The sequence below is a fragment of the Serratia sp. NA_112.1 genome, assembly GCF_052691715.1.
Map to the genome: position 1 here is coordinate 25,392 of NZ_JBQZFO010000011.1, position 18,225 is coordinate 43,616.

Sequence of the window (18,225 nt, forward strand, 5' to 3'; positions counted from 1 at the left end):
GCCTCCGTTATGGCCGAGCGGCGGCGATGGCGATCAGCTGATAACCGCCATCGACCGGCAGGAAGCTGAAATCAACCTCGGTACCCACCGGCAATGCGGTGAGCGATGGCGATGAAGGAAGTTGGAAACTCATGGTCATGGGCGGCCAGTTGAGCGCAGGAATCGCCTGGTGTGCGATGGACACCTTGCGCTCATCCCAGGCCTTGATGACGCCCTGGCTATGGATTTCGACGGCAGGTTTTACGGCAGAATGTTGCATCGCCATATCGGCGGCGCTGACGACAGAGGAGAAAAACAGGGTGATCAGTACAACGGCAAATAAATTACGCATAACGGGTACTCCATTAAATAGTTAACAAACACGGAAAACCGTCGGGGACGGCAAAGCGGTTGTCAGAGCTATTCACGGAACCGGCAGAAAACGATCTCTGCCGGCGGCCCTGTTATCGGGGGCGTTTGCCAGGTATTGGAGGGGGCTGAACGAGACGGGAAAGGCGTAATAACGGCCAATTCGCTGCTGGTGGGCAGCGCAGCCAACGTCAGGTTGCTGTGATCCTGTTGGGCGGACTCAGGGACACAATGCTTCTCGCACAGCGGCCCTTGGGTTTGCATCTGGTCTGACGAAGGCTGGCTGTTTTGCATATGCATCATATGCTGGGCCATGGGCGTTTCACCGCTGAACTGCAGGTTGCAATTATGGCTGGCCAACGCCAATTGGGTATTCAACAACAGCCAACTGACGACCAATAGCCATGCACAGGCCCGCTTTTTAGCGAAACGCAAACGGTGCATGGATAAAGAGATGGACGCCAAAGCCGACATCAGGTGATTCCAGAGTGTGGGATAACCGGAGTATATCGGCCAAGTGCTTGCGCAGGAATGGAATTTACACCCGCTGACAAAGCCGTGTTTGCCAACGGGCTGGAAATAAAAATACTTTGATATCAATCAACCGGCGGTGGCTCAGCCAAAGAAAAACCCAGCGCGGAGGCTGGGCTTGATACGGGGAGACTCTCCGACGGAAGGTTATTTGGTCAACGCAATAATACCCAGCGTCAGACCGGCAACCGCCGCGGCACCACCGGCGATAGCGCCTGCGGTTTCCCAGTTATCCTGAGTGGTACCTTTCATACAGGTGTTAGTGTGCACCAAACGACCCTGATCATCATAGACCGGGACACAAGGGGAATTGGTCGCGCACCCAGCCAAAAATACCGACAGCAGCCCAACTGCAATTAACTTTTTCATACTATTGCCTCAATGTTCGATCACTCTGAAATACCACACCGAGTGATATTCGCGCTATTGAGCCATTGTATGCGCAAAAGGCTGAACGAAGCGTTAATGATCCGTCAGAAGATGTAATTTGAGATAACTCCGAGCGGCCCCCTGCAGGATCGACAGGCATTAAAAAGCCCGCGAAAACGCGGGCTTGATCCACAACCTTAAGGCCGGAATTACTTCTGCAGCTTGCGCATTACCAGCGTGGCGTTGGTGCCGCCGAAACCGAAGCTGTTGGACATCACGGTGGTCAACTCGCGTTGAGTCGGCTGAGTCACGATGTTCATGCCTGCGGCTTTCTCATCCAGGTTATCGATGTTGATGCTCGGCGCAATAAAGCCGTGCTCAACCATCAGCAGGCTGTAGATCGCTTCCTGCACGCCGGCGGCACCCAGTGAGTGACCGGTCATGGCCTTGGTGGAGGAGATTGCCGGGGTGTTGTCGCCAAACACTTCGCGAATGGCACCCAGCTCTTTCACGTCGCCGACCGGCGTGGAGGTGCCGTGAACGTTCATGTAGTCGATTGGGGTATCAACGCCTTGCAGCGCCATCTTCATGCAGCGCACCGCGCCTTCACCTGATGGAGCCACCATGTCGGCACCGTCGGAGGTCGCACCGTAGCCGATGATTTCAGCATAGATGTGCGCACCACGCGCCAAAGCGTGTTCCAGCTCTTCAACCACCACCATACCGCCGCCGCCGGCGATGACGAAACCGTCACGCGCAGAGTCGTAAGTACGAGAAGCTTTTTCCGGGGTATCGTTATAACTGGTGGACAGAGCGCCCATAGCATCGAACTCACAGGCCATTTCCCAGCACAGCTCTTCGCCGCCGCCGGCAAAGACCACGTCCTGCTTGCCCAGTTGGATCAGTTCAACCGCGTGACCAATGCAGTGTGCAGAGGTTGCGCAGGCAGAGCTGATGGAATAGTTAACGCCACGAATTTTGAACGGAGTTGCCAGGCAAGCGGAAACGCCTGAAGCCATGGCCTTGGTCACCATGTACGGGCCAACGCCGCGCAGGCCTTTGGCACGCATGCCGTCGGATCCGGCAACCTGGTTGCGCGGTGAGCCGCCACCTGAGCCAACTACCAGACCGGTGCGATCGTTGGAAACCTGATCGGCAGCCAGACCTGAGTCCTTGATGGCTTCCTCCATGGAAAGATAGGCATAAACGGACGCATCGCTCATAAAGCGCATCACTTTACGGTCGATCAGACCGGTAGTGTCCAGTTTAACATCGCCCCATACGTGACTACGCATGCCGGAATCTTTCAGCTCCTGGGAGAAAGTGATCCCAGAACGTCCTTCCTGCAGGCTCGCCAGGACCTCCTGCTGGTTGTTACCAATGCTGGAGACGATTCCCAGGCCAGTAATCACTGCACGTTTCATTCAGTACCTCTTCCACATTTTTACATTCGGGATTTTGCCTCGCACTTTAGCGTACAGATGTACGCCGAACAAGTCCGATCAGCGTTTTTCAGCTTTATTCTTATCCAGTTTGCGCCATAGCGCCAGCGCCGTTAGAATCCCGTCACCCCTTGAGTTACGAGCAACCAACCGTGAGCCACGCCCCGATCCAAACCGCAGCGTTATCCTGGAATGAACAGGGTACACCTGTTTCGAAACAGTTTGATGACGTCTACTTTTCCAATCAGGATGGGCTGGAAGAAACCCGCTACGTGTTTCTCAAGGGCAACCGGCTGCCGCCACGTTTTGCCGAACACCCTCGCCCGCTGTTTATCGTGGCGGAAACCGGCTTCGGCACCGGGCTTAATTTTTTAACGCTGTGGCAGGCCTTTACCGCTTTTCATGCCACAACGCCGGATGCCACGCTGCAGCGGCTGCACTTTATCAGCTTTGAAAAATTCCCGCTGCTGCAGGCCGATCTGGCGGCAGCACATGCCCGTTGGCCGGAGCTGGCGCCCTATGCCGACGAGTTACGCGCCCAATGGCCGTTGCCGCTGCCGGGCTGCCATCGCCTGTTGCTGGCGGAAGGCCGCATTACGCTGGATCTGTGGTTCGGTGACGTGAACGAGTTACTGCCGCACTTCGACGCCAGCATGCACCGTCAAATCGACGCCTGGTTCCTCGACGGTTTCGCCCCATCGAAAAATCCGGATATGTGGACCGAACAGCTGTTTGCCGCCATGGCACGCTTTGCCCGGCCGGGGGGGAGCCTGGCCACCTTCACTGCCGCAGGTTTTGTGCGGCGCGGGCTGCAACAGGCCGGATTTGAAGTAATAAAAAGCAAAGGTTTCGGCCAGAAACGTGAAATGCTGATTGGCGAGTTGCCTACCGATGCGCCAGCGGTTGCCCACCCCACGCCCTGGTTACTGCGCCCGGCAGCAGACAATACCGACGATATCGCTATCATTGGCGGCGGCGTTGCCAGCGCCTTGACTGCCCTCGCCTTGCTGCGCCGTGGTGCGAAGGTCACGCTGTACTGTGCCGATCCACAGCCGGCCGAAGGGGCATCGGGAAACCGTCAGGGAGCGCTTTATCCATTGCTGAACGGTCGCGGCGATGCCCTGGAGAATTTCTTCAGCGCCGCTTTCCTTTTTGCCCGCCGCCAGTACGACACACTGGTAAAACAGGGCGTGGCGTTTGACCACCAGTGGTGTGGCGTCAGCCAATTGGCCTATGATGAAAAAAGTGCCGGGAAGATTGCCAACATGCTGGCGGTGGAATGGCCGCAGTCACTGGCCATGGCGGCCGATCGCACCACGCTCAGCGCCCTGTGTGGTATCGACAGTGGTTTTGGCGGCATTAACTACCCACAGGGTGGCTGGCTGTGCCCTGCCGAACTGACACGCAATGCCATTGCTCTGGCGCAACGTCAAGGATTGAGCTGTCACTATGAGTCTGACGTCAAGGCCCTGACCGCCACCGACAGCAGCTGGCAGCTCAATTTCGGCCAGGATGAAACCCGACAGCATGCGACGGTGATCCTGGCCAGCGGTCACCGGCTTGGTGAACTGGCGCCCAGTGAAACGCTGCCGGTTTATGCGGTACGCGGTCAGGTATCCCACATTCCCACCACCCCGGCATTGAGCAAATTGAAACAGGTGCTGTGTTATGACGGCTACCTGACGCCGGTCAATGCTAACAACCAACAGCACTGTATCGGTGCCAGCTACCAGCGCGGCGAAACCAACACCGAATACCGCGAGGAAGAACAGCAGGACAACCGTGCTCGCCTGCTGCGCTGCCTGCCGGACCAGGCCTGGCCTGCGCAGGTTGATGTCAGCGGTCAGCAGGCCCGTTGCGGCGTGCGTAGCGCCACCCGCGATCACCTGCCGATGATTGGCGCGGTGCCAGACTATCAGACGACTGTGACGCAGTATCAGCATCTGCAACGCCAGCATCAACGCGGCGAGGCTATTGCCAATGCGCCAGGCTATCCAAATCTGTTTGTGATTGGCGCGTTGGGTTCACGTGGGTTGTGCTCGGCACCGCTGGCGGCGGAAATTTTGGCGGCGCAGCTGTTCGGCGAACCCTTGCCGGGCGACGCAGAAATGTTGGCGGCATTGAATCCGAACCGGATGTGGGTAAGAAAACTGCTGAAGGGGCGTGCGGTTTAATGGCAGTTTTACAAGGCGCTGTTATCAGCGCCTTGTAACGCGGATCAGGCGGTCGGCAGTGCAGTTTGGTACAGATTTTCCCACATGCCATACACCAATACCTGGTCCGGCGGCGACAGTTCACCCGCGGCAATGGCTTTATGCAGGCTGCTTTCCACTTGCGCTTTCAGCGCTTCGGCGCTGTGCTCACCCAGTTCTTCTACTTCGGCAACCGCCAGCGTCAGATGACCGCGCAGGTAGCCACCGGCAAACAGTTCATCATCGCTGGCGTGCTCTACCATGTCATCAATCAGCGCCAAAATGCGCGCTTCAAATTCTGCGATCATCAAATTTCCTCTCATACCCTTCATCTTTCAAACTCTAGCGTTGTTAGCTGCGCTCACGCACCCCAGTCACTTACCTGAGTAAGCTCCTGGGGATTTGTTTGCTTGCCGCCTAGCTACAGCTTGAAAGCTATTGGGTATCTATTTTCAGTTAAACTATAGTCAGTTGAGATCTTCCGGATAGGGAAAATGCTCCGCCGTCAGCGGTGGCGTATTGTAAAACGATTGTAACGCCTGAATAAAGCGCGCAGGTCTTGTGGGTATTCCCTGTTCCAACAGCAACAATACCCGTTCGCGCACCTTACGCTGGAAGGCAATGCGATCCGGTTCGCAGTCACCGTTCAGGTTGTCGCAGCTGACATTGAACGGGAAACCGGCCGCCACACAGAACATCCACTCCAGCGACTGCGGTTTAACTTCTACCGCTTCGAATTCGCTTTGCGTCTGTGCGTCGCGCCCGTCCGGGCAGTACCAGTAACCGAAGTCGACCAGTTTACGGCGCTGCTCACCGGCAATGCACCAGTGAGAAATCTCATGCATGCCGCTGGCATAATAGCCATGGGCAAAGACAATGCGGTGGTACGGCAGTTGGTCGTCGGCCGGCAAATAAATCGGCTCATCGTCGCCTTTAACCAGCCGGGTGTTGTAATCATCACTGAAGCACTGATTAAAGATATCAATCAGCTGTTCATATTGATGGGTAGCCTGTGTGTCTGACATAAACAAATCCAGTAACCACAAAAATAAAGCGGCAATTATTTCACTTTAGCGCTCGCTTGGCATGCTAAATATGCAATGCCAGCCACTGCTGAATTTCCGTACCGTGATTGTCGTACAACAGCTTGCAGCTCATCACCAGCGAAACGATGACGATCATTGGGCGGATCAGCTTTTGCCCACGGGTCATCACCATATGCGCCCCGAGCCGCGCCCCCAGCACCTGCCCTACCAGCATCACCAGACCGATACTCCACACCACCTTGCCGCCAATGATAAACAACACCAGGCTGCCAAAGTTGGAAGTGAAGTTCAGCACCTTGGCATGGGCGGTGGATTTGGCCAGGTTAAAGCCACACAGCGTCACATAGGCCAGCGCGTAGAAGGAACCGGCGCCAGGGCCAAAGAAGCCGTCATAAAAACCCACGCAGCCCCCGGCCACCAGCCCGAACGGCAAGGCGCTCAAACGGCGCTGCCGGTCACTTTCCCCCAGACGCGGGGTCAGCAGGAAGTACAGGCCGATGCCGATCACCAGTAACGGCAACATTTGCCGCAGCAGATCGGCACGCATGTGCTGCACCAGGATCGCCCCGGCGACAGAACCGATCAGCGCCAACAGTATGGTCAGTTTTTGATCGTTGAGATCAACGGCTCGTCGGCGGATGAAGTACAGACTGGCGGATAAGGAACCGCCCACCGACTGCAGTTTATTGGTCGCCAGCGCCTGTGCAGGAGACACTCCCACCGCCAGCAGCGCCGGCACGGTCAACAACCCCCCCCCACCAGCGATAGAGTCAATAAAGCCCGCCAACAATGCCACCACAAACAAAACCCCGAGCATCTCGGGGCCAACGACAAACCAATCCATTTATACCCCTCTTACTTGAAGCTGCATCTGTGTTAGTTGCACTCACTCACCCGAATCACTTACTCATGTAAGCTCATCGGGATTCATTCCCTTACCGCGTTACTCGGCAAAGCCTCGCCCCGTTGGGGCCAGCGCAAGCGCTGTTCAACAAAGTCGTGGCTTTGTTGTGATGCAACTCCAATTAGTTTGGGTATATTATTCCGCAGCGAAATGATTATTCAGCAAAGCCTGACAGGTAGGTGGTAATGGCGGCGGCACCGGTTTACCCGGCTTGGCACTCGGCTGATGCGGGATGAACCAACTTGCCAATTCAGCACCGCAGCCGTCACCTGGCGGTGGGGTATCCTGTTCTTTACACTCCAGGCTACCGGCCGGACAACGCAGGCGCACATGCATGTGCGCACGATGCCCGAACCACGGCCGCACCTTGTGCAACCATTCCCGATCGGCACCGGCATCCAGGCACAGGCGCTGCTTGATCGCCGGGTTGACGAAGATACGCGTCACTTCCTGATCCTGCGCCGCTGCTTTGATTAAAGTTTCAATCTGCGGTTGCCACTGGCGCGCAACCACCTGCTTGCCATCGCTGGAAACCAAATCGATCGGTTGCGGCTTCAGCAATTGCTGAGCACTCCAGCGCTGACGCGGCAACTGTAACCAAATGTCGACATCCAGTCCGGACTGATGGCTGGCATGACCGCTGCTGAAGCGCCCGCCGGCCGGCATCGCCATATCGCCAATCAGTACCGTACCGAGGTTTTTTTGGCTCGCCTTGCTGCTCAGACGCTGGATAAACGCCAGCAGATCCGGGTGGCCGAAGTAGCGGCGTTGATCGGGGCGCATCACCTGATAATCCGGCGAGTTCAGCGGCAACGGCTGAGCACCGATAATACAACCATTGGCAAAACCGCCCACCGCCTGCGGCGCACCGGCCACCGGGCTCCCGATTTTCTGCCACGGCGTCAACGCCATGGCGGAGCCCGAGGCCATCAGGGCAAGGATGCCCAACATCCAGTTTTTCATGGTGATTACCAGCGTGGAACGTTAGAAACCACATCACCATTTTGCGCACGTTGGCGCAACAGGTGATCCATCAGCACAATCGCCATCATCGCTTCGGCGATCGGTACCGCACGGATACCGACGCAAGGATCATGGCGACCACGGGTGACCATCTCCACGGCTTCACCCTGGCGGTTGATGGTTCTGCCCGGCACCATAATGCTGGAGGTCGGTTTCAGCGCCAGATGGGCTATCACCGCCTGCCCGCTGCTGATACCGCCGAGGATGCCGCCCGCATGGTTGCTCTGGAAACCCTCCGGTGTGATTTCGTCGCGGTTTTCGCTGCCGCGCTTGGTCACAACGCTAAAGCCGTCGCCAATTTCCACACCTTTTACCGCATTGATGCTCATCAGCGCATGCGCCAAATCCGCGTCAAGGCGGTCAAACACCGGTTCACCAAGGCCAACCGGCACGTTTTCTGCCACTACGCTGACCTTGGCGCCAATAGAGTCGCCCTCTTTCTTCAAGGCGCGCATCAGTTCATCCAGGGCTTCAAGCTTGTCTGGGTCAGGACAGAAGAACGGGTTCTGTTCGACCTGCTCCCAGTCTTTCAGCTCACAGACCACGTCGCCGATCTGCGCCAGGTAACCACGCACCTGTACGCCAAATTTCTGCTGCAGGTATTTCTTGGCAATCGCCCCTGCTGCAACACGCATGGCCGTTTCACGCGCCGAAGAACGGCCGCCGCCACGGTAGTCGCGCACGCCGTATTTTTGTTCGTAGGTATAGTCTGCATGTCCCGGACGGAACACGTCTTTAATGGCACCGTAGTCCTGCGAGCGCTGGTCGGTGTTTTCGATTATCAGCCCGATACTGGTACCGGTGGTCACGCCTTCAAACACGCCGGAAAGAATACGAACCTGATCCGGCTCACGGCGTTGGGTGGTATAACGAGAGGTGCCCGGACGACGGCGGTCAAGATCGTGCTGCAAATCAGCTTCGGTAAGCGGAATGCCCGGCGGCACACCGTCTACGATACAGCCCAGCGCCACACCGTGAGATTCACCAAATGTGGTGACGCGGAAAATCTGTCCAATACTGTTTCCTGCCATCGCGGATCCTTACCCTTAATTATTATCTTTGCTGGGCCCGCGAGGACAGGCCCGGAGAATGCTTAGCTGCGGTAGAGGCTGAAATGCTCTTTGCAATCTACCAGTTGCTGTTTGGTCAGCATGAACACCCCGTCACCGCCGTTTTCGAACTCCAGCCAGCTGAACGGAATATCCGGATACTGTTCCATCAGATGTACCATGCTGTTACCCACTTCACAAATCAGCACGCCATCGTCGCTCAGGTAATCCGGCGCGCAGGCCAGAATGCGACGCACCAGCTTCAGGCCGTCGCTACCCGCCGCCAGACCCAGTTCAGGTTCAAAGCGGAACTCTTCCGGCAGATCGGACATGTCTTCTGCATCGACATACGGTGGATTGGTGACAATCAGATCGTACTGGATCGCCGGAAGATCGCGGAACAGATCGGAACGGATCGGAGTCACCTGTTGTTCAACACCCAGCGCCTGAATATTGCGCTCGGTCACCGCCAGCACGTCGGCGGAGATGTCTACCGCGTCCACTTCCGCCTCCGGGAAAGCGTAGCCGCAGGCAATGGCGATACAGCCACTGCCGGTACACATGTCGAGAATATGGCTCGGCGAATGAGGGATCAATGCACTGAAGCGATCGTTAATCAGTTCGCCAATCGGGGAACGCGGTACCAGCACACGCTCATCGACATAAAACTCCAGGTCGCAGAACCAGGCTTTGTTGGTCAGGTAGGCGACCGGGATGCGCTCGTTGACGCGGCGGATCACGCGTTCAACGATGCGGTGGCGCTCGCTGGAGGTCAAACGTGCGGTGTGCATGTCCTCAGGAATATCCAACGGCAGGAACAGGCTTGGCAGCACCAATTGCACCGCTTCGTCCCACGGATTATCGGTTCCGTGACCATAGTAGATATCAGCGGCGTTAAAACGGCTTACCGTCCAACGCAGCATATCCTGAATGGTGTGCAGTTCGTTCACTGCTTCCTCGACGAAAATTTTGTCCAATTTGCCCTCCGGCAGGCACTGTAATTCATGATTTAGCCGCATAGTTTGCCATGAAGCCCGCGACAAATCACGCTAACCCCTTGCGCTTTTCATTTTGGCGCGATTTTTGCGTCGACAGATACCCGCGACACGGTAAACTACCGCGATAAATGATTTCCGGTGAATGAAAAATGAAGAACAAGCTCCCTCTGAGCAAAGATGAATTGCAGCTCTTCAGAGAGTCGGTAGTAGACGCAAAAAAGCTGCGTCAGGACACCATTGTCCACCGTAAACCCAAGCCAAAAACCAAACAGATTGCCCCGCAGCGCCTGCTGCAGGAACAAGTAGACGCCAGTTATTATTTCTCGGATGAGTACCAACCGCAGTTGGAAGAGGAAGGCCCGACGCGCTATGTGCGCCCCGGTTACAGTGCTTTTGAGCTGAAAAAACTGCGTCGCGGTGACTATTCACCAGAGCTGTTTCTCGATTTGCACGGCCTGACCCAAATGCAGGCCAAGCAGGAACTCGGTGCATTGATCGCCGCTTGCCGACGCGAACACGTGCACTGTGCCTGTGTAATGCACGGCCACGGCAAGCATATCCTGAAACAGCAAACTCCACTGTGGCTGGCGCAGCATCCCGACGTGCTGGTGTTCCATCAGGCCCCCAAGGAATGGGGCGGTACTGCAGCCATCTTGCTGCTGGTCGAACTGGCCGAGTAAACCGCAGAAATGACAAAAGGGCGATCTTGAACATCGCCCTTTTGTTTGGAACCGGCCTGCCGCCCCTACACTTTTGCCATCACCTGCGACGGACTGACCTGCCATTCAAACTTACCGCAGCTACCGTCAGCCGCCAAATCAACGTTGGCAATTGCCGAGGTGGCAAACATCGGCGGACATTCACCCGGGCAAAGCTCAGCCACCAGGTAACCCACCAGCGGTAAGTGAGAGACGATCAGCACCGAGCTGATCCCCTGCTGCGCCAGCGCCTGCAAATAACTGCCCACCAGGCTGGCATCCCCGCCCGGCATCAGCTCAGGCAGCACTTCTTCGCTCGCCGGCAAGGTCAAGGCTTCACGCACCGTGGCCAGCGTCTGCTCGGCCCGCAGATAAGGGCTGACCAGCACTCGTTCAATATCCACAGACTTGGTATTTAACCAGGCCGCCATCTGACGTGACTCATCACGGCCACAAACAGTAAGAGGTCTTACCGAATCGCTGGCCGCATCGAGTGCCGCCTCTCCGTGACGCATAATCAAAACTTGCATATTGCACCGCTGTTGTTGACAAAATAACGCTATACAGAAACGCCGAGCGTGCTGTATCGCCGAGTTTTACAACCCCAAAGCAAAAGCTTTGAAACGATAACGCGCCGTCTCTTTATGGCGGCCGGGCATTTTGCCTGAAAGTTCACGTAAAGAAAACGCTGTTTTTTACATCAATAGCGTTCCGATACGAATTCAATGCTCACATAACAACCAATTCAACAGGTTAAATTTTAACCTTCTCATCATGAATTTTATAGATGGCGATCAGCCTTTCACCGCCATCAGGCTACGTTACCTCGTCCCTATCTCCCTGTATAGGGTCAGGGATTATCGGTATTGCAAGGAGTGATAGTGATCACATGCAACCTTGATCCTACTCTAGTACAAATCACGTCGCCGCGCCGCTCAGGTCCCCTGCGGATAGAAACGTTCACCCTGCTGAGCCATGCGCAGCAGGCGTTCGCAAGGCGCAAAATATTCACCGTGCTGCCGCTGCAGATACTCCAGCGTTTTAACCACCTTCTCGGCCCCCAACTGATCCATATAGCGGAATGGCCCGCCAAGGAACGGTGGGAAGCCAATGCCGAACACCGCGCCGATATCGCCGTCGCGCGCGCTGCGGATCACGCCTTCATCCAGACAACGTGCGGCTTCATTGAGCATCATCATTACGCAACGCTGAGCGATGACGGCCGGTTGTAAATGCGACTTCGGTGTAATGCCCAGCAAAAGATAGACCGAGGTATCGGCGCGCTTGTTGCTCCGTTGACGTTGCTGGCCTTCACTGGGATAGAGATAGAAACCACGGCCGTTTTTGCGCCCTTTACGCCCGTCTTTCAACACCGCATCAAAGGCGGCTGGAGCGGCAAAGCGCGGGCCCAACTGTTCCACCAATACCGGGATAATCTTGGTGCCGACATCGATGCCCACTTCATCCAGCAGGGTAATCGGCCCAACCGGGAAGCCGAAATCGACCAGCGCCTTGTCCAGCGCTTCGATCGGTTCACCTTCCAGCAGGCAACGAGTCGCCTCATTTATATAAGGTGCCAGAATGCGGTTAACATAGAAACCGGCGCGATCGGCAACCACAATCGCCGTCTTGCCCTGCTTTTGTGCCAATGCCACGGTGGTGGCAATGGTTTCTTCGCTGGTGGTAGCGTGCGGGATCACCTCTACCAGCGGCATTTTATCGACCGGGCTGAAATAATGCAGGCCAATCACCTGCTCCGGCCGCTGCGCCAAAGCGGCAATTTGGCCAATCGGCAGCGAAGAAGTATTGGAGGCAAAAATAGTGTGCGGGGCCGCATATTGCTCGATCTCGGCCACCATCTGCTGCTTGAGCGACAAATCTTCAAACACCGCCTCAATCACCACGTCCACCTGATCAAAACCGGTGTAATCGGTCGAGCCGGAGATCAGCATCATCTGTTTTTGTCGCTCAGCCGGGCGCATGCGTTTACTGCGAACCCGTTTGCTGAGCACGTCCCAACTGTATTTTAACGCGTGGTTAATGCCCGTTTCGTTGACGTCTTTAATTCGCACCGGCAAGCCGCCGCGCGTAGCGGTCACGCAGGCAATCCCGCCGCCCATCAAGCCACCACCCAGAATACCGATACGCTGCAATGCATGAGGTTGCGCATTGCCACCACGTTCTTTCTTCAACGCGGTAGAGGCAAAAAATAGGCTGCGTAACGCCGCCGACTGTGGCGTCATCGCCAGCTCGCCGAAGGCCTTGGCCTCGGCTTCATAACCGCTGGCGCTACCGTGATCCAGACCGGTACGAACCACCTGAATAATGCGTTCCGCCGCTGGATAGTTGCCATGCGTTTTTGCCAGCGTTTTCTTGCGTACAATGCTGAACAGCAGGCTTTTACCCAGTGGGCCGTTGAGCAAACGCTCCTGCCATGGCAATTCACGTCGGCTCTGCCAGCCCTGTTTGACTCGTTCGATGGCGATCTGCAGCAGGATCGACTGTGGCACCGCATCGTCCACCAGCCCCAAACGCAGCGCCTGACGCGCCCGAATGTGTTTGCCAGTCAGGATCATGTCCAGCGCCTTGCTGGCACCAATTAACCGCGGCAAGCGCTGAGTACCGCCGGAGCCCGGCAGTAAGCCCAACTGAACTTCCGGCAGGCCCAGTGCGGTTTTGTCATCCAGTGAACAGACGCGGCCGTGGCAGGCCAAAGCCAGCTCCAACCCGCCGCCCAGACAGGCGCCGTGAATGGCCGCTACGACCGGAACCTGAAACGCAGCAATCTGCGCCAGGGTACTTTGGCCTTTTTTCGCCAACGTTTCGGCTTCTTTGGCAGTGCTACAGGCGGCAATCATTGTGATATCCGCACCGGCAATGAATGAGTCCGGCTTGCCGGAAATGATCACCAGGCCTTCCAGCGCTGGATGCTGCTGCGCGCGGATCAGGACGTCGTTGACCTGTTCGACAAATTCGGCCTTTAACGTATTCACCTTCTCGCCGGGGACATCAATGGTGATCACACCAATGTTGTCCGGACGTATCGTCAGTTGAAAGGCTGAAGGTTTGGCTCGTTGTTCGTGCAATGCGTTTTCAAAGCTCATTATTCCACCTCTACGATCATTGCGGCTCCTAACCCCCCGGCCGCGCAGGCGGTGGTCAATCCCAACCCGCCACCACGGCGTTTCAGCTCGTGCAGCGTTTGGGTGATCATACGCGCGCCGGTAGCGGCAAACGGGTGGCCGTAGGCGATCGAGCCGCCCAATACGTTGAATTTTTCCATGTCCACTTCGCCAATCGCCCGGCTGCGGCCCAGCTTTTTCTGAGCAAATTCGTCGCTGGCAAACATCTTCAGGTTGGCCAGGGTTTGCGCGGCGAAAGCTTCATGCATGTCGATAAGCGCCAAGTCTGCCAGGCCGATACCGGCGCGATCCAATGCCAGCGGTGTAGCGTAGGACGGCCCAAGCAACATATCTTCCCACACGTCGATGGCAGAGAAGGCAAAGCTGCGCAGATAACCTAGCGGTTGTAGGCCCAACTCTTTCGCCCGCGACTCGCTCATCATCAGCACCGCCGCCGCACCGTCGGTCAGGGGGGTGCTGTTGGCTGCAGTAACGCTGCCATGCTTGCGATCAAATGCCGGTTTCAGCTTCGCGTAGGAAGCCAGGCTGGAATCTTTGCGAACGTTGTTGTCTTCGCTAATTTGGCTGCGATACGGCGGCACGTAGGCGGTCATCACCTCATCGTGCAGCAGTCCCTGTTCCCAGGCTCTGGCCGCTAACTGATGCGAGCGGTGCGCCAGCGCATCCTGCTCTTCCCGGGTGATGCCGTGGCTTTTCGCCATTTGTTCGGCGGTATCGCCCATTCGCAGCCCCGTAGAGTATTCCGCCACCGCCGGAGGAACCGGCATCAGGTCACGGAACTTCAGTCGGCTGAACAGCTTAAGGCGCTGCGACAGAGTGCGGGCCTTGTTAACGTCCACTAATGTACGCGCCAGTGCCTTGCTGACGCCAATAGGCAGTACGGAGGAAGAGTCAGCGCCACCGGCAATGCCGATACTGATGCTGCCGGCCATGATGCTTTCCGCCACGTTGGCAATCGCCTGGAAGCTGGTCGCACAGGCACGCGACACGCTGTAGGCATCGGTATGCACACTCATGCCGGTGCCGAGCACGATTTCACGCGCGATATTCGGTGCTTCAGGCATTTGCACCACCTGGCCGAACACCAGTTGTTCAATCAATGCAGGATCGATACCGCTGCGGGCCAATAATTCACTCACCGCCGTTTTACCCAAATCCACCGCTGGAATACCGTGATAAGCGGTCGCCTGTTTGGCAAAGGGGGTGCGCAGTCCATTTACAATCGCAATACGGTCACCGTGACGGGTCACCAATGGCAGTGCCTTACTCATAAACGCTCCTGAAGAGAATAACGCCAGCGCAACGGTCAAGAAGAGGTCTGACCTGATGGGGTCATTGTTAACCAAATGTTTACATTTGGCAAACCGGCAGAAGTGAAAACTGAGAGCAGGAGCAACTTTCTAGAGGAGGGTTGAGGAGGAAGCGAGCGGCGCGGGTGAACCCCGCACCGTTTTAAAGCAGCAATTAACGCAGGCCAAGCTGGAAAATAAAGGTTTCTGCCTGGCAGGCAAAGGTGAAATCAGCCACCAGTTCCACACCACCGTCAACCGGTTTAATGCTACTGCTGATGTCGCAAGGGTCAGATTCCACGCCGCGGGCTTTTTCGGTCAACACCGCCAGCATTTTCTCTGCATCTTGCTGATTAGCAAAAACCTGGTTGTAGGAGGCGGTGCAATCGGTATTGTCCATGACGGTACCGACATCAACACAGCAACAAGCGGCAGTTTCCTGGGCGCTACATTTATTAAGTGCGTTTGACATGATTCATTCTCCTCAGGGACCGCCGTTACGCGAGTCCAAATTGCCATTTAACTACTGGCGCAAAGACACAAGATTCTGCGCTCATTTTACTCTGCGATGAAACCGATCACTAGCACTTACTTTTTATAGGTGTTTTAAGTGATGGAAATCACAAATGAAAATCGTCGTCTGCTAAGAAATGGTAAGAATTTTGTTATGCACTGCTGGTTTTTTGTTAGCCAGATCTCTCTTTTGATATCAATTTGGAAATATTTTAAAAACAATGTTGCAACATTCTCACAGGTCGGACCTATAATTCAGCCACTGGTCTGATTTGTCTGAATGATAACGGACCCTACAATCCCGCGCTCCTTGTTACTCTAAGTAACATAGTTTAAATAATAAACACATAATGAGGTTTTGGTCATGAGCCAGAAAAACCTATTTACTAAATCAGCTCTCGCAGCTGCAGTGGCAATTATTTCTTCAAACGTGTCTGCCGCAGGATTCCAGCTGAATGAGTTTTCATCAGCTGGTTTAGGACGTTCGTATTCTGGCGAGGGCGCCATGGCGGATACTGCAGCTTCCGCCAGCCGCAACCCGGCCCTGCTGATGATGTACACCCGTCCGGAACTCTCCCTAGGTGCGGTGTTTATCGATCCGGATGTAGACATCTCCGGCAAGTCACCTTCCGGTGCTAGCCTGGATTCTAAAAATATCGCCCCTACCGCCTGGGTGCCAAACCTGCATTATGTTCAACCTATTAACGATCAGTTTGCCGTGGGTGGCTCGGTCACCAGCAACTACGGCCTGGCGACCGAATTCAACGACGGTTATACCGCTGGGGCTTACGGTGGCAAAACTGACCTGACCACCGTCAACCTGAACCTGAGCGGTGCTTACCGTCTGAACAAACAATTCAGCTTCGGCCTGGGCTTTGACGCGGTTTACGCCAAAGCCAAGCTTGAGCGTTATGCCGGTGAAAGTGGTGCAGCCCTCGGAATGCCAGCTGATACTCAAATCTCTCACCTGAAGGGCGATGAATGGGGCTTTGGCTGGAACGCCGGCCTGCTGTATGAAGTCGACGAAAACAACCGCTATGGCTTAACTTATCGTTCAGAAGTGAAAGTCGACTTCGACGGCGACTACAAAAGCAGCATTCCATCCCGCCTTAACCCGCTGCAGGGAAGAACCAGTCTGCCATGGGGGACCGATGGCAATACCATTCCTGGCTCTCTGACCCTGAACCTGCCGGAAATGTGGGAAATCTCAGGTTACAACAAGGTTGCACCTCAGTGGGCTATCCACTACAGCCTGGCTTACACCAGCTGGAGCCAGTTCCAGGAGCTGAAAGCTACCGGCAACAACGGCCAGACGCTGTTCGAGAAGCATGAAGGCTTTAAAGACGCTTACCGCATCGCACTGGGTACTACCTACTTCTACGACGATAACTGGACCTTCCGTACCGGTATCGCCTTCGATGACAGCCCGGTGCCGGCCCAGAACCGTTCTATCTCTATCCCGGATCAGGACCGCTTCTGGTTGAGCGCAGGTACCAGCTACGCGTTCAACAAAGACGCTTCGGTTGACGTCGGTATCTCCTACATGCACGGTCAGAAAGTCACCATTAAAGAAGGTCCATACACCTTCGAATCGGTGGGCAAGGCCTGGCTGTACGGTGCCAACTTCAACTACCGCTTCTAATCTTTTCGATAACGAAGCCAGGAGCGCCCTTCTTAGGGCGCTTTAGGTTGCTGACAAAGCAGGAAAAAGCGTGGTTTTTCCTGCTTTGTGGTGAACAGCCGAAAATCAATAAATTGATTTTCCTGATTTTTCTTTATCGGCCTCTACTCGCTCTGGGCAGGAATGAGGTTTGTCATCCGTCTGGAGCGCCCTTCTTAGGGCGCTTTTTTTGCCGTTAATCTCAAAGCATAAAAAAACCCGCCATCAAAGCGGGTTCTTTTTCTTCGCCAAGCGAGATTACTGGGAGTCGATCTCGTCCAGATCGCCCTGGATCGCCTGAGCGTTCGGGTTAACTTCCGGCTTCAGCGAGCCGCCGTTCGCCAGGAAGTCGTTACGCTGGAAGTAGGCTTCGCGCACCATCAGGTACGGATCGGAAGAGTTGCGCAGCAGGCCGTCGGAATCCAACAGCTCGGCACGGGTTTCAATCCCTTCAACCACCCATTTACCCGCCGACATCCAGAAGGTCAGGTAGCTCAACACCGGATAAACCGTATCCGCCCAATCACCGCCCTCTTCACGCAGGGTGAAACTGCCGTAGCCCGGCAACATCACATAAGGACCGTAGCCGACGCCATAATGCCCCAGCGTGCTGCCGAAACGGTTAGGCTCTTCGCGAGCCAGTTTCGGATTAGCCATCCCGGCCACGTCGATCAGACCGCCCATACCCAGAAGGGTGTTGAGGAAGAAACGGTTAAAGTGAATCATCCCCTTATAGGGGTCGCCTTTCAGGAAGGAGTTGACCATGCTGGCCGGCTCTTCCAGGTTAGACGTAAAGTTGCTTAGTCCATTACGCGCCGGCATGGGCAGGTAGTTGCGCCAGGCCACGGCCACCGGGCGCAGTACGTACGGATCCAGGACGTTATAGTTAAAGTTGAACATCGTCCGGTTAAATCCTTCCAGAGGATCGGATCGCCCTTGTGGTTCATCTTGTGGTGCGCTGGCACAGCCCACCAATAACACCGTTGTGAAAGCCAGCCCAGTCAGGCGAAAGTTCATATT

At 55.7% G+C, this 18,225-nt stretch carries 18 protein-coding genes; 3 read left to right on the forward strand and 15 right to left on the reverse strand.

Going from position 1 to position 18,225, the window contains the following annotated elements:
• Positions 1-7: 7 nt before the first annotated feature.
• The 4 genes from ACUTQ5_RS18215 to fabB all read right to left on the reverse strand — a co-directional run bounded on the left by ACUTQ5_RS18215 (position 8) and on the right by fabB (position 2,672).
• Positions 8-331 (reverse strand): copper-binding protein, encoded by a 324-nt coding sequence (locus ACUTQ5_RS18215; protein WP_445652386.1) that lies wholly within the window; start codon positions 329-331, stop codon positions 8-10.
• Positions 332-399: 68 nt separating this feature from the next.
• Positions 400-822, reverse strand: coding sequence for a hypothetical protein (locus ACUTQ5_RS18220; RefSeq protein ID WP_445652387.1), 423 nt, complete (start codon positions 820-822; stop codon positions 400-402).
• 204 nt (positions 823-1,026) lie between these two features.
• On the reverse strand, positions 1,027-1,248 hold the full coding sequence (locus ACUTQ5_RS18225; RefSeq protein ID WP_445652388.1) for a hypothetical protein: 222 nt from the start codon (positions 1,246-1,248) through the stop codon (positions 1,027-1,029).
• Positions 1,249-1,457: 209 nt separating this feature from the next.
• Positions 1,458-2,672, reverse strand: coding sequence for a beta-ketoacyl-ACP synthase I (fabB, locus tag ACUTQ5_RS18230; RefSeq protein ID WP_044552704.1), 1,215 nt, complete (start codon positions 2,670-2,672; stop codon positions 1,458-1,460).
• Between the two features lie 170 nt (positions 2,673-2,842).
• Here fabB and mnmC point away from each other — a divergent pair, with 170 nt between their 5' ends.
• Positions 2,843-4,864: a bifunctional tRNA (5-methylaminomethyl-2-thiouridine)(34)-methyltransferase MnmD/FAD-dependent 5-carboxymethylaminomethyl-2-thiouridine(34) oxidoreductase MnmC gene (mnmC, locus tag ACUTQ5_RS18235; RefSeq protein ID WP_445652389.1), complete on the forward strand. Its 2,022-nt coding sequence runs from the start codon at positions 2,843-2,845 to the stop codon at positions 4,862-4,864.
• Positions 4,865-4,908: 44 nt separating this feature from the next.
• Here mnmC and ACUTQ5_RS18240 read toward each other — a convergent pair whose 3' ends face one another.
• From ACUTQ5_RS18240 to prmB, 6 genes are all read right to left on the reverse strand, one after another.
• Positions 4,909-5,190, reverse strand: a complete 282-nt coding sequence (locus tag ACUTQ5_RS18240; RefSeq protein WP_153859623.1) for a YfcL family protein — start codon at positions 5,188-5,190, stop codon at positions 4,909-4,911.
• Between the two features lie 159 nt (positions 5,191-5,349).
• Entirely contained in the window at positions 5,350-5,907 is a 558-nt protein-coding gene (locus tag ACUTQ5_RS18245) for an elongation factor P hydroxylase (RefSeq protein WP_445652390.1), read from the reverse strand.
• A 64-nt stretch (positions 5,908-5,971) separates the two neighbouring features.
• Positions 5,972-6,772, reverse strand: coding sequence for a sulfite exporter TauE/SafE family protein (locus ACUTQ5_RS18250; RefSeq protein ID WP_261123264.1), 801 nt, complete (start codon positions 6,770-6,772; stop codon positions 5,972-5,974).
• Positions 6,773-6,967: 195 nt separating this feature from the next.
• Entirely contained in the window at positions 6,968-7,795 is an 828-nt protein-coding gene (gene mepA / locus ACUTQ5_RS18255; protein ID WP_445652391.1) for a penicillin-insensitive murein endopeptidase, read from the reverse strand.
• A gap of 5 nt (positions 7,796-7,800) precedes the next feature.
• Positions 7,801-8,886, reverse strand: coding sequence for a chorismate synthase (gene aroC / locus ACUTQ5_RS18260; protein WP_012146087.1), 1,086 nt, complete (start codon positions 8,884-8,886; stop codon positions 7,801-7,803).
• A gap of 62 nt (positions 8,887-8,948) precedes the next feature.
• The gene (gene prmB / locus ACUTQ5_RS18265; protein ID WP_261091318.1) at positions 8,949-9,881 is read right to left on the reverse strand and encodes a 50S ribosomal protein L3 N(5)-glutamine methyltransferase; all 933 of its coding nucleotides are present in this window, start codon (positions 9,879-9,881) and stop codon (positions 8,949-8,951) included.
• Between the two features lie 170 nt (positions 9,882-10,051).
• Between prmB and smrB the strand changes: the two genes are divergently transcribed.
• Positions 10,052-10,582, forward strand: a complete 531-nt coding sequence (smrB, locus tag ACUTQ5_RS18270) for an endonuclease SmrB (RefSeq protein ID WP_445652392.1) — start codon at positions 10,052-10,054, stop codon at positions 10,580-10,582.
• A gap of 65 nt (positions 10,583-10,647) precedes the next feature.
• Here the strand turns inward: smrB and sixA are convergent, their stop codons facing one another.
• The 4 genes from sixA to ACUTQ5_RS18290 all read right to left on the reverse strand — a co-directional run bounded on the left by sixA (position 10,648) and on the right by ACUTQ5_RS18290 (position 15,504).
• Positions 10,648-11,130, reverse strand: a complete 483-nt coding sequence (gene sixA / locus ACUTQ5_RS18275; RefSeq protein WP_445652393.1) for a phosphohistidine phosphatase SixA — start codon at positions 11,128-11,130, stop codon at positions 10,648-10,650.
• A 405-nt stretch (positions 11,131-11,535) separates the two neighbouring features.
• On the reverse strand, positions 11,536-13,704 hold the full coding sequence (fadJ, locus tag ACUTQ5_RS18280) for a fatty acid oxidation complex subunit alpha FadJ (RefSeq protein WP_445652394.1): 2,169 nt from the start codon (positions 13,702-13,704) through the stop codon (positions 11,536-11,538).
• A complete protein-coding gene (gene fadI, locus ACUTQ5_RS18285; RefSeq protein WP_445652395.1) occupies positions 13,704-15,014 on the reverse strand; it encodes an acetyl-CoA C-acyltransferase FadI in 1,311 nt (436 codons plus the stop codon). Before fadI ends, fadJ begins: the two co-directional genes overlap by 1 nt.
• A gap of 193 nt (positions 15,015-15,207) precedes the next feature.
• On the reverse strand, positions 15,208-15,504 hold the full coding sequence (locus ACUTQ5_RS18290; protein WP_445652396.1) for a YfcZ/YiiS family protein: 297 nt from the start codon (positions 15,502-15,504) through the stop codon (positions 15,208-15,210).
• A gap of 405 nt (positions 15,505-15,909) precedes the next feature.
• Here ACUTQ5_RS18290 and fadL point away from each other — a divergent pair, with 405 nt between their 5' ends.
• Complete coding sequence (gene fadL, locus ACUTQ5_RS18295; RefSeq protein WP_445652397.1) at positions 15,910-17,187, forward strand: long-chain fatty acid transporter FadL; 1,278 nt, start codon at positions 15,910-15,912, stop codon at positions 17,185-17,187.
• Between the two features lie 276 nt (positions 17,188-17,463).
• Here fadL and mlaA read toward each other — a convergent pair whose 3' ends face one another.
• Complete coding sequence (mlaA, locus tag ACUTQ5_RS18300) at positions 17,464-18,222, reverse strand: phospholipid-binding lipoprotein MlaA (protein WP_445652398.1); 759 nt, start codon at positions 18,220-18,222, stop codon at positions 17,464-17,466.
• Positions 18,223-18,225: the final 3 nt, after the last annotated feature.

Excerpts from the sequence above, each read along its gene's own strand:
- ACUTQ5_RS18215 (WP_445652386.1), bottom strand. The coding sequence starts at position 331 with ATGCGTAATTTATTTGCCGTTGTACTGATCACCCTGTTTTTCTCCTCT.
- ACUTQ5_RS18220 (WP_445652387.1), bottom strand. The coding sequence starts at position 822 with ATGTCGGCTTTGGCGTCCATCTCTTTATCCATGCACCGTTTGCGTTTC.
- ACUTQ5_RS18225 (WP_445652388.1), bottom strand. The coding sequence starts at position 1,248 with ATGAAAAAGTTAATTGCAGTTGGGCTGCTGTCGGTATTTTTGGCTGGG.
- fabB (WP_044552704.1), bottom strand. The coding sequence starts at position 2,672 with ATGAAACGTGCAGTGATTACTGGCCTGGGAATCGTCTCCAGCATTGGT.
- ACUTQ5_RS18240 (WP_153859623.1), bottom strand. The coding sequence starts at position 5,190 with ATGATCGCAGAATTTGAAGCGCGCATTTTGGCGCTGATTGATGACATG.
- ACUTQ5_RS18245 (WP_445652390.1), bottom strand. The coding sequence starts at position 5,907 with ATGTCAGACACACAGGCTACCCATCAATATGAACAGCTGATTGATATC.
- ACUTQ5_RS18250 (WP_261123264.1), bottom strand. The coding sequence starts at position 6,772 with ATGGATTGGTTTGTCGTTGGCCCCGAGATGCTCGGGGTTTTGTTTGTG.
- mepA (WP_445652391.1), bottom strand. The coding sequence starts at position 7,795 with ATGAAAAACTGGATGTTGGGCATCCTTGCCCTGATGGCCTCGGGCTCC.
- aroC (WP_012146087.1), bottom strand. The coding sequence starts at position 8,886 with ATGGCAGGAAACAGTATTGGACAGATTTTCCGCGTCACCACATTTGGT.
- smrB (WP_445652392.1), top strand. The coding sequence starts at position 10,052 with ATGAAGAACAAGCTCCCTCTGAGCAAAGATGAATTGCAGCTCTTCAGA.
- sixA (WP_445652393.1), bottom strand. The coding sequence starts at position 11,130 with ATGCAAGTTTTGATTATGCGTCACGGAGAGGCGGCACTCGATGCGGCC.
- fadJ (WP_445652394.1), bottom strand. The coding sequence starts at position 13,704 with ATGAGCTTTGAAAACGCATTGCACGAACAACGAGCCAAACCTTCAGCC.
- fadI (WP_445652395.1), bottom strand. The coding sequence starts at position 15,014 with ATGAGTAAGGCACTGCCATTGGTGACCCGTCACGGTGACCGTATTGCG.
- ACUTQ5_RS18290 (WP_445652396.1), bottom strand. The coding sequence starts at position 15,504 with ATGTCAAACGCACTTAATAAATGTAGCGCCCAGGAAACTGCCGCTTGT.
- fadL (WP_445652397.1), top strand. The coding sequence starts at position 15,910 with ATGAGCCAGAAAAACCTATTTACTAAATCAGCTCTCGCAGCTGCAGTG.
- mlaA (WP_445652398.1), bottom strand. The coding sequence starts at position 18,222 with ATGAACTTTCGCCTGACTGGGCTGGCTTTCACAACGGTGTTATTGGTG.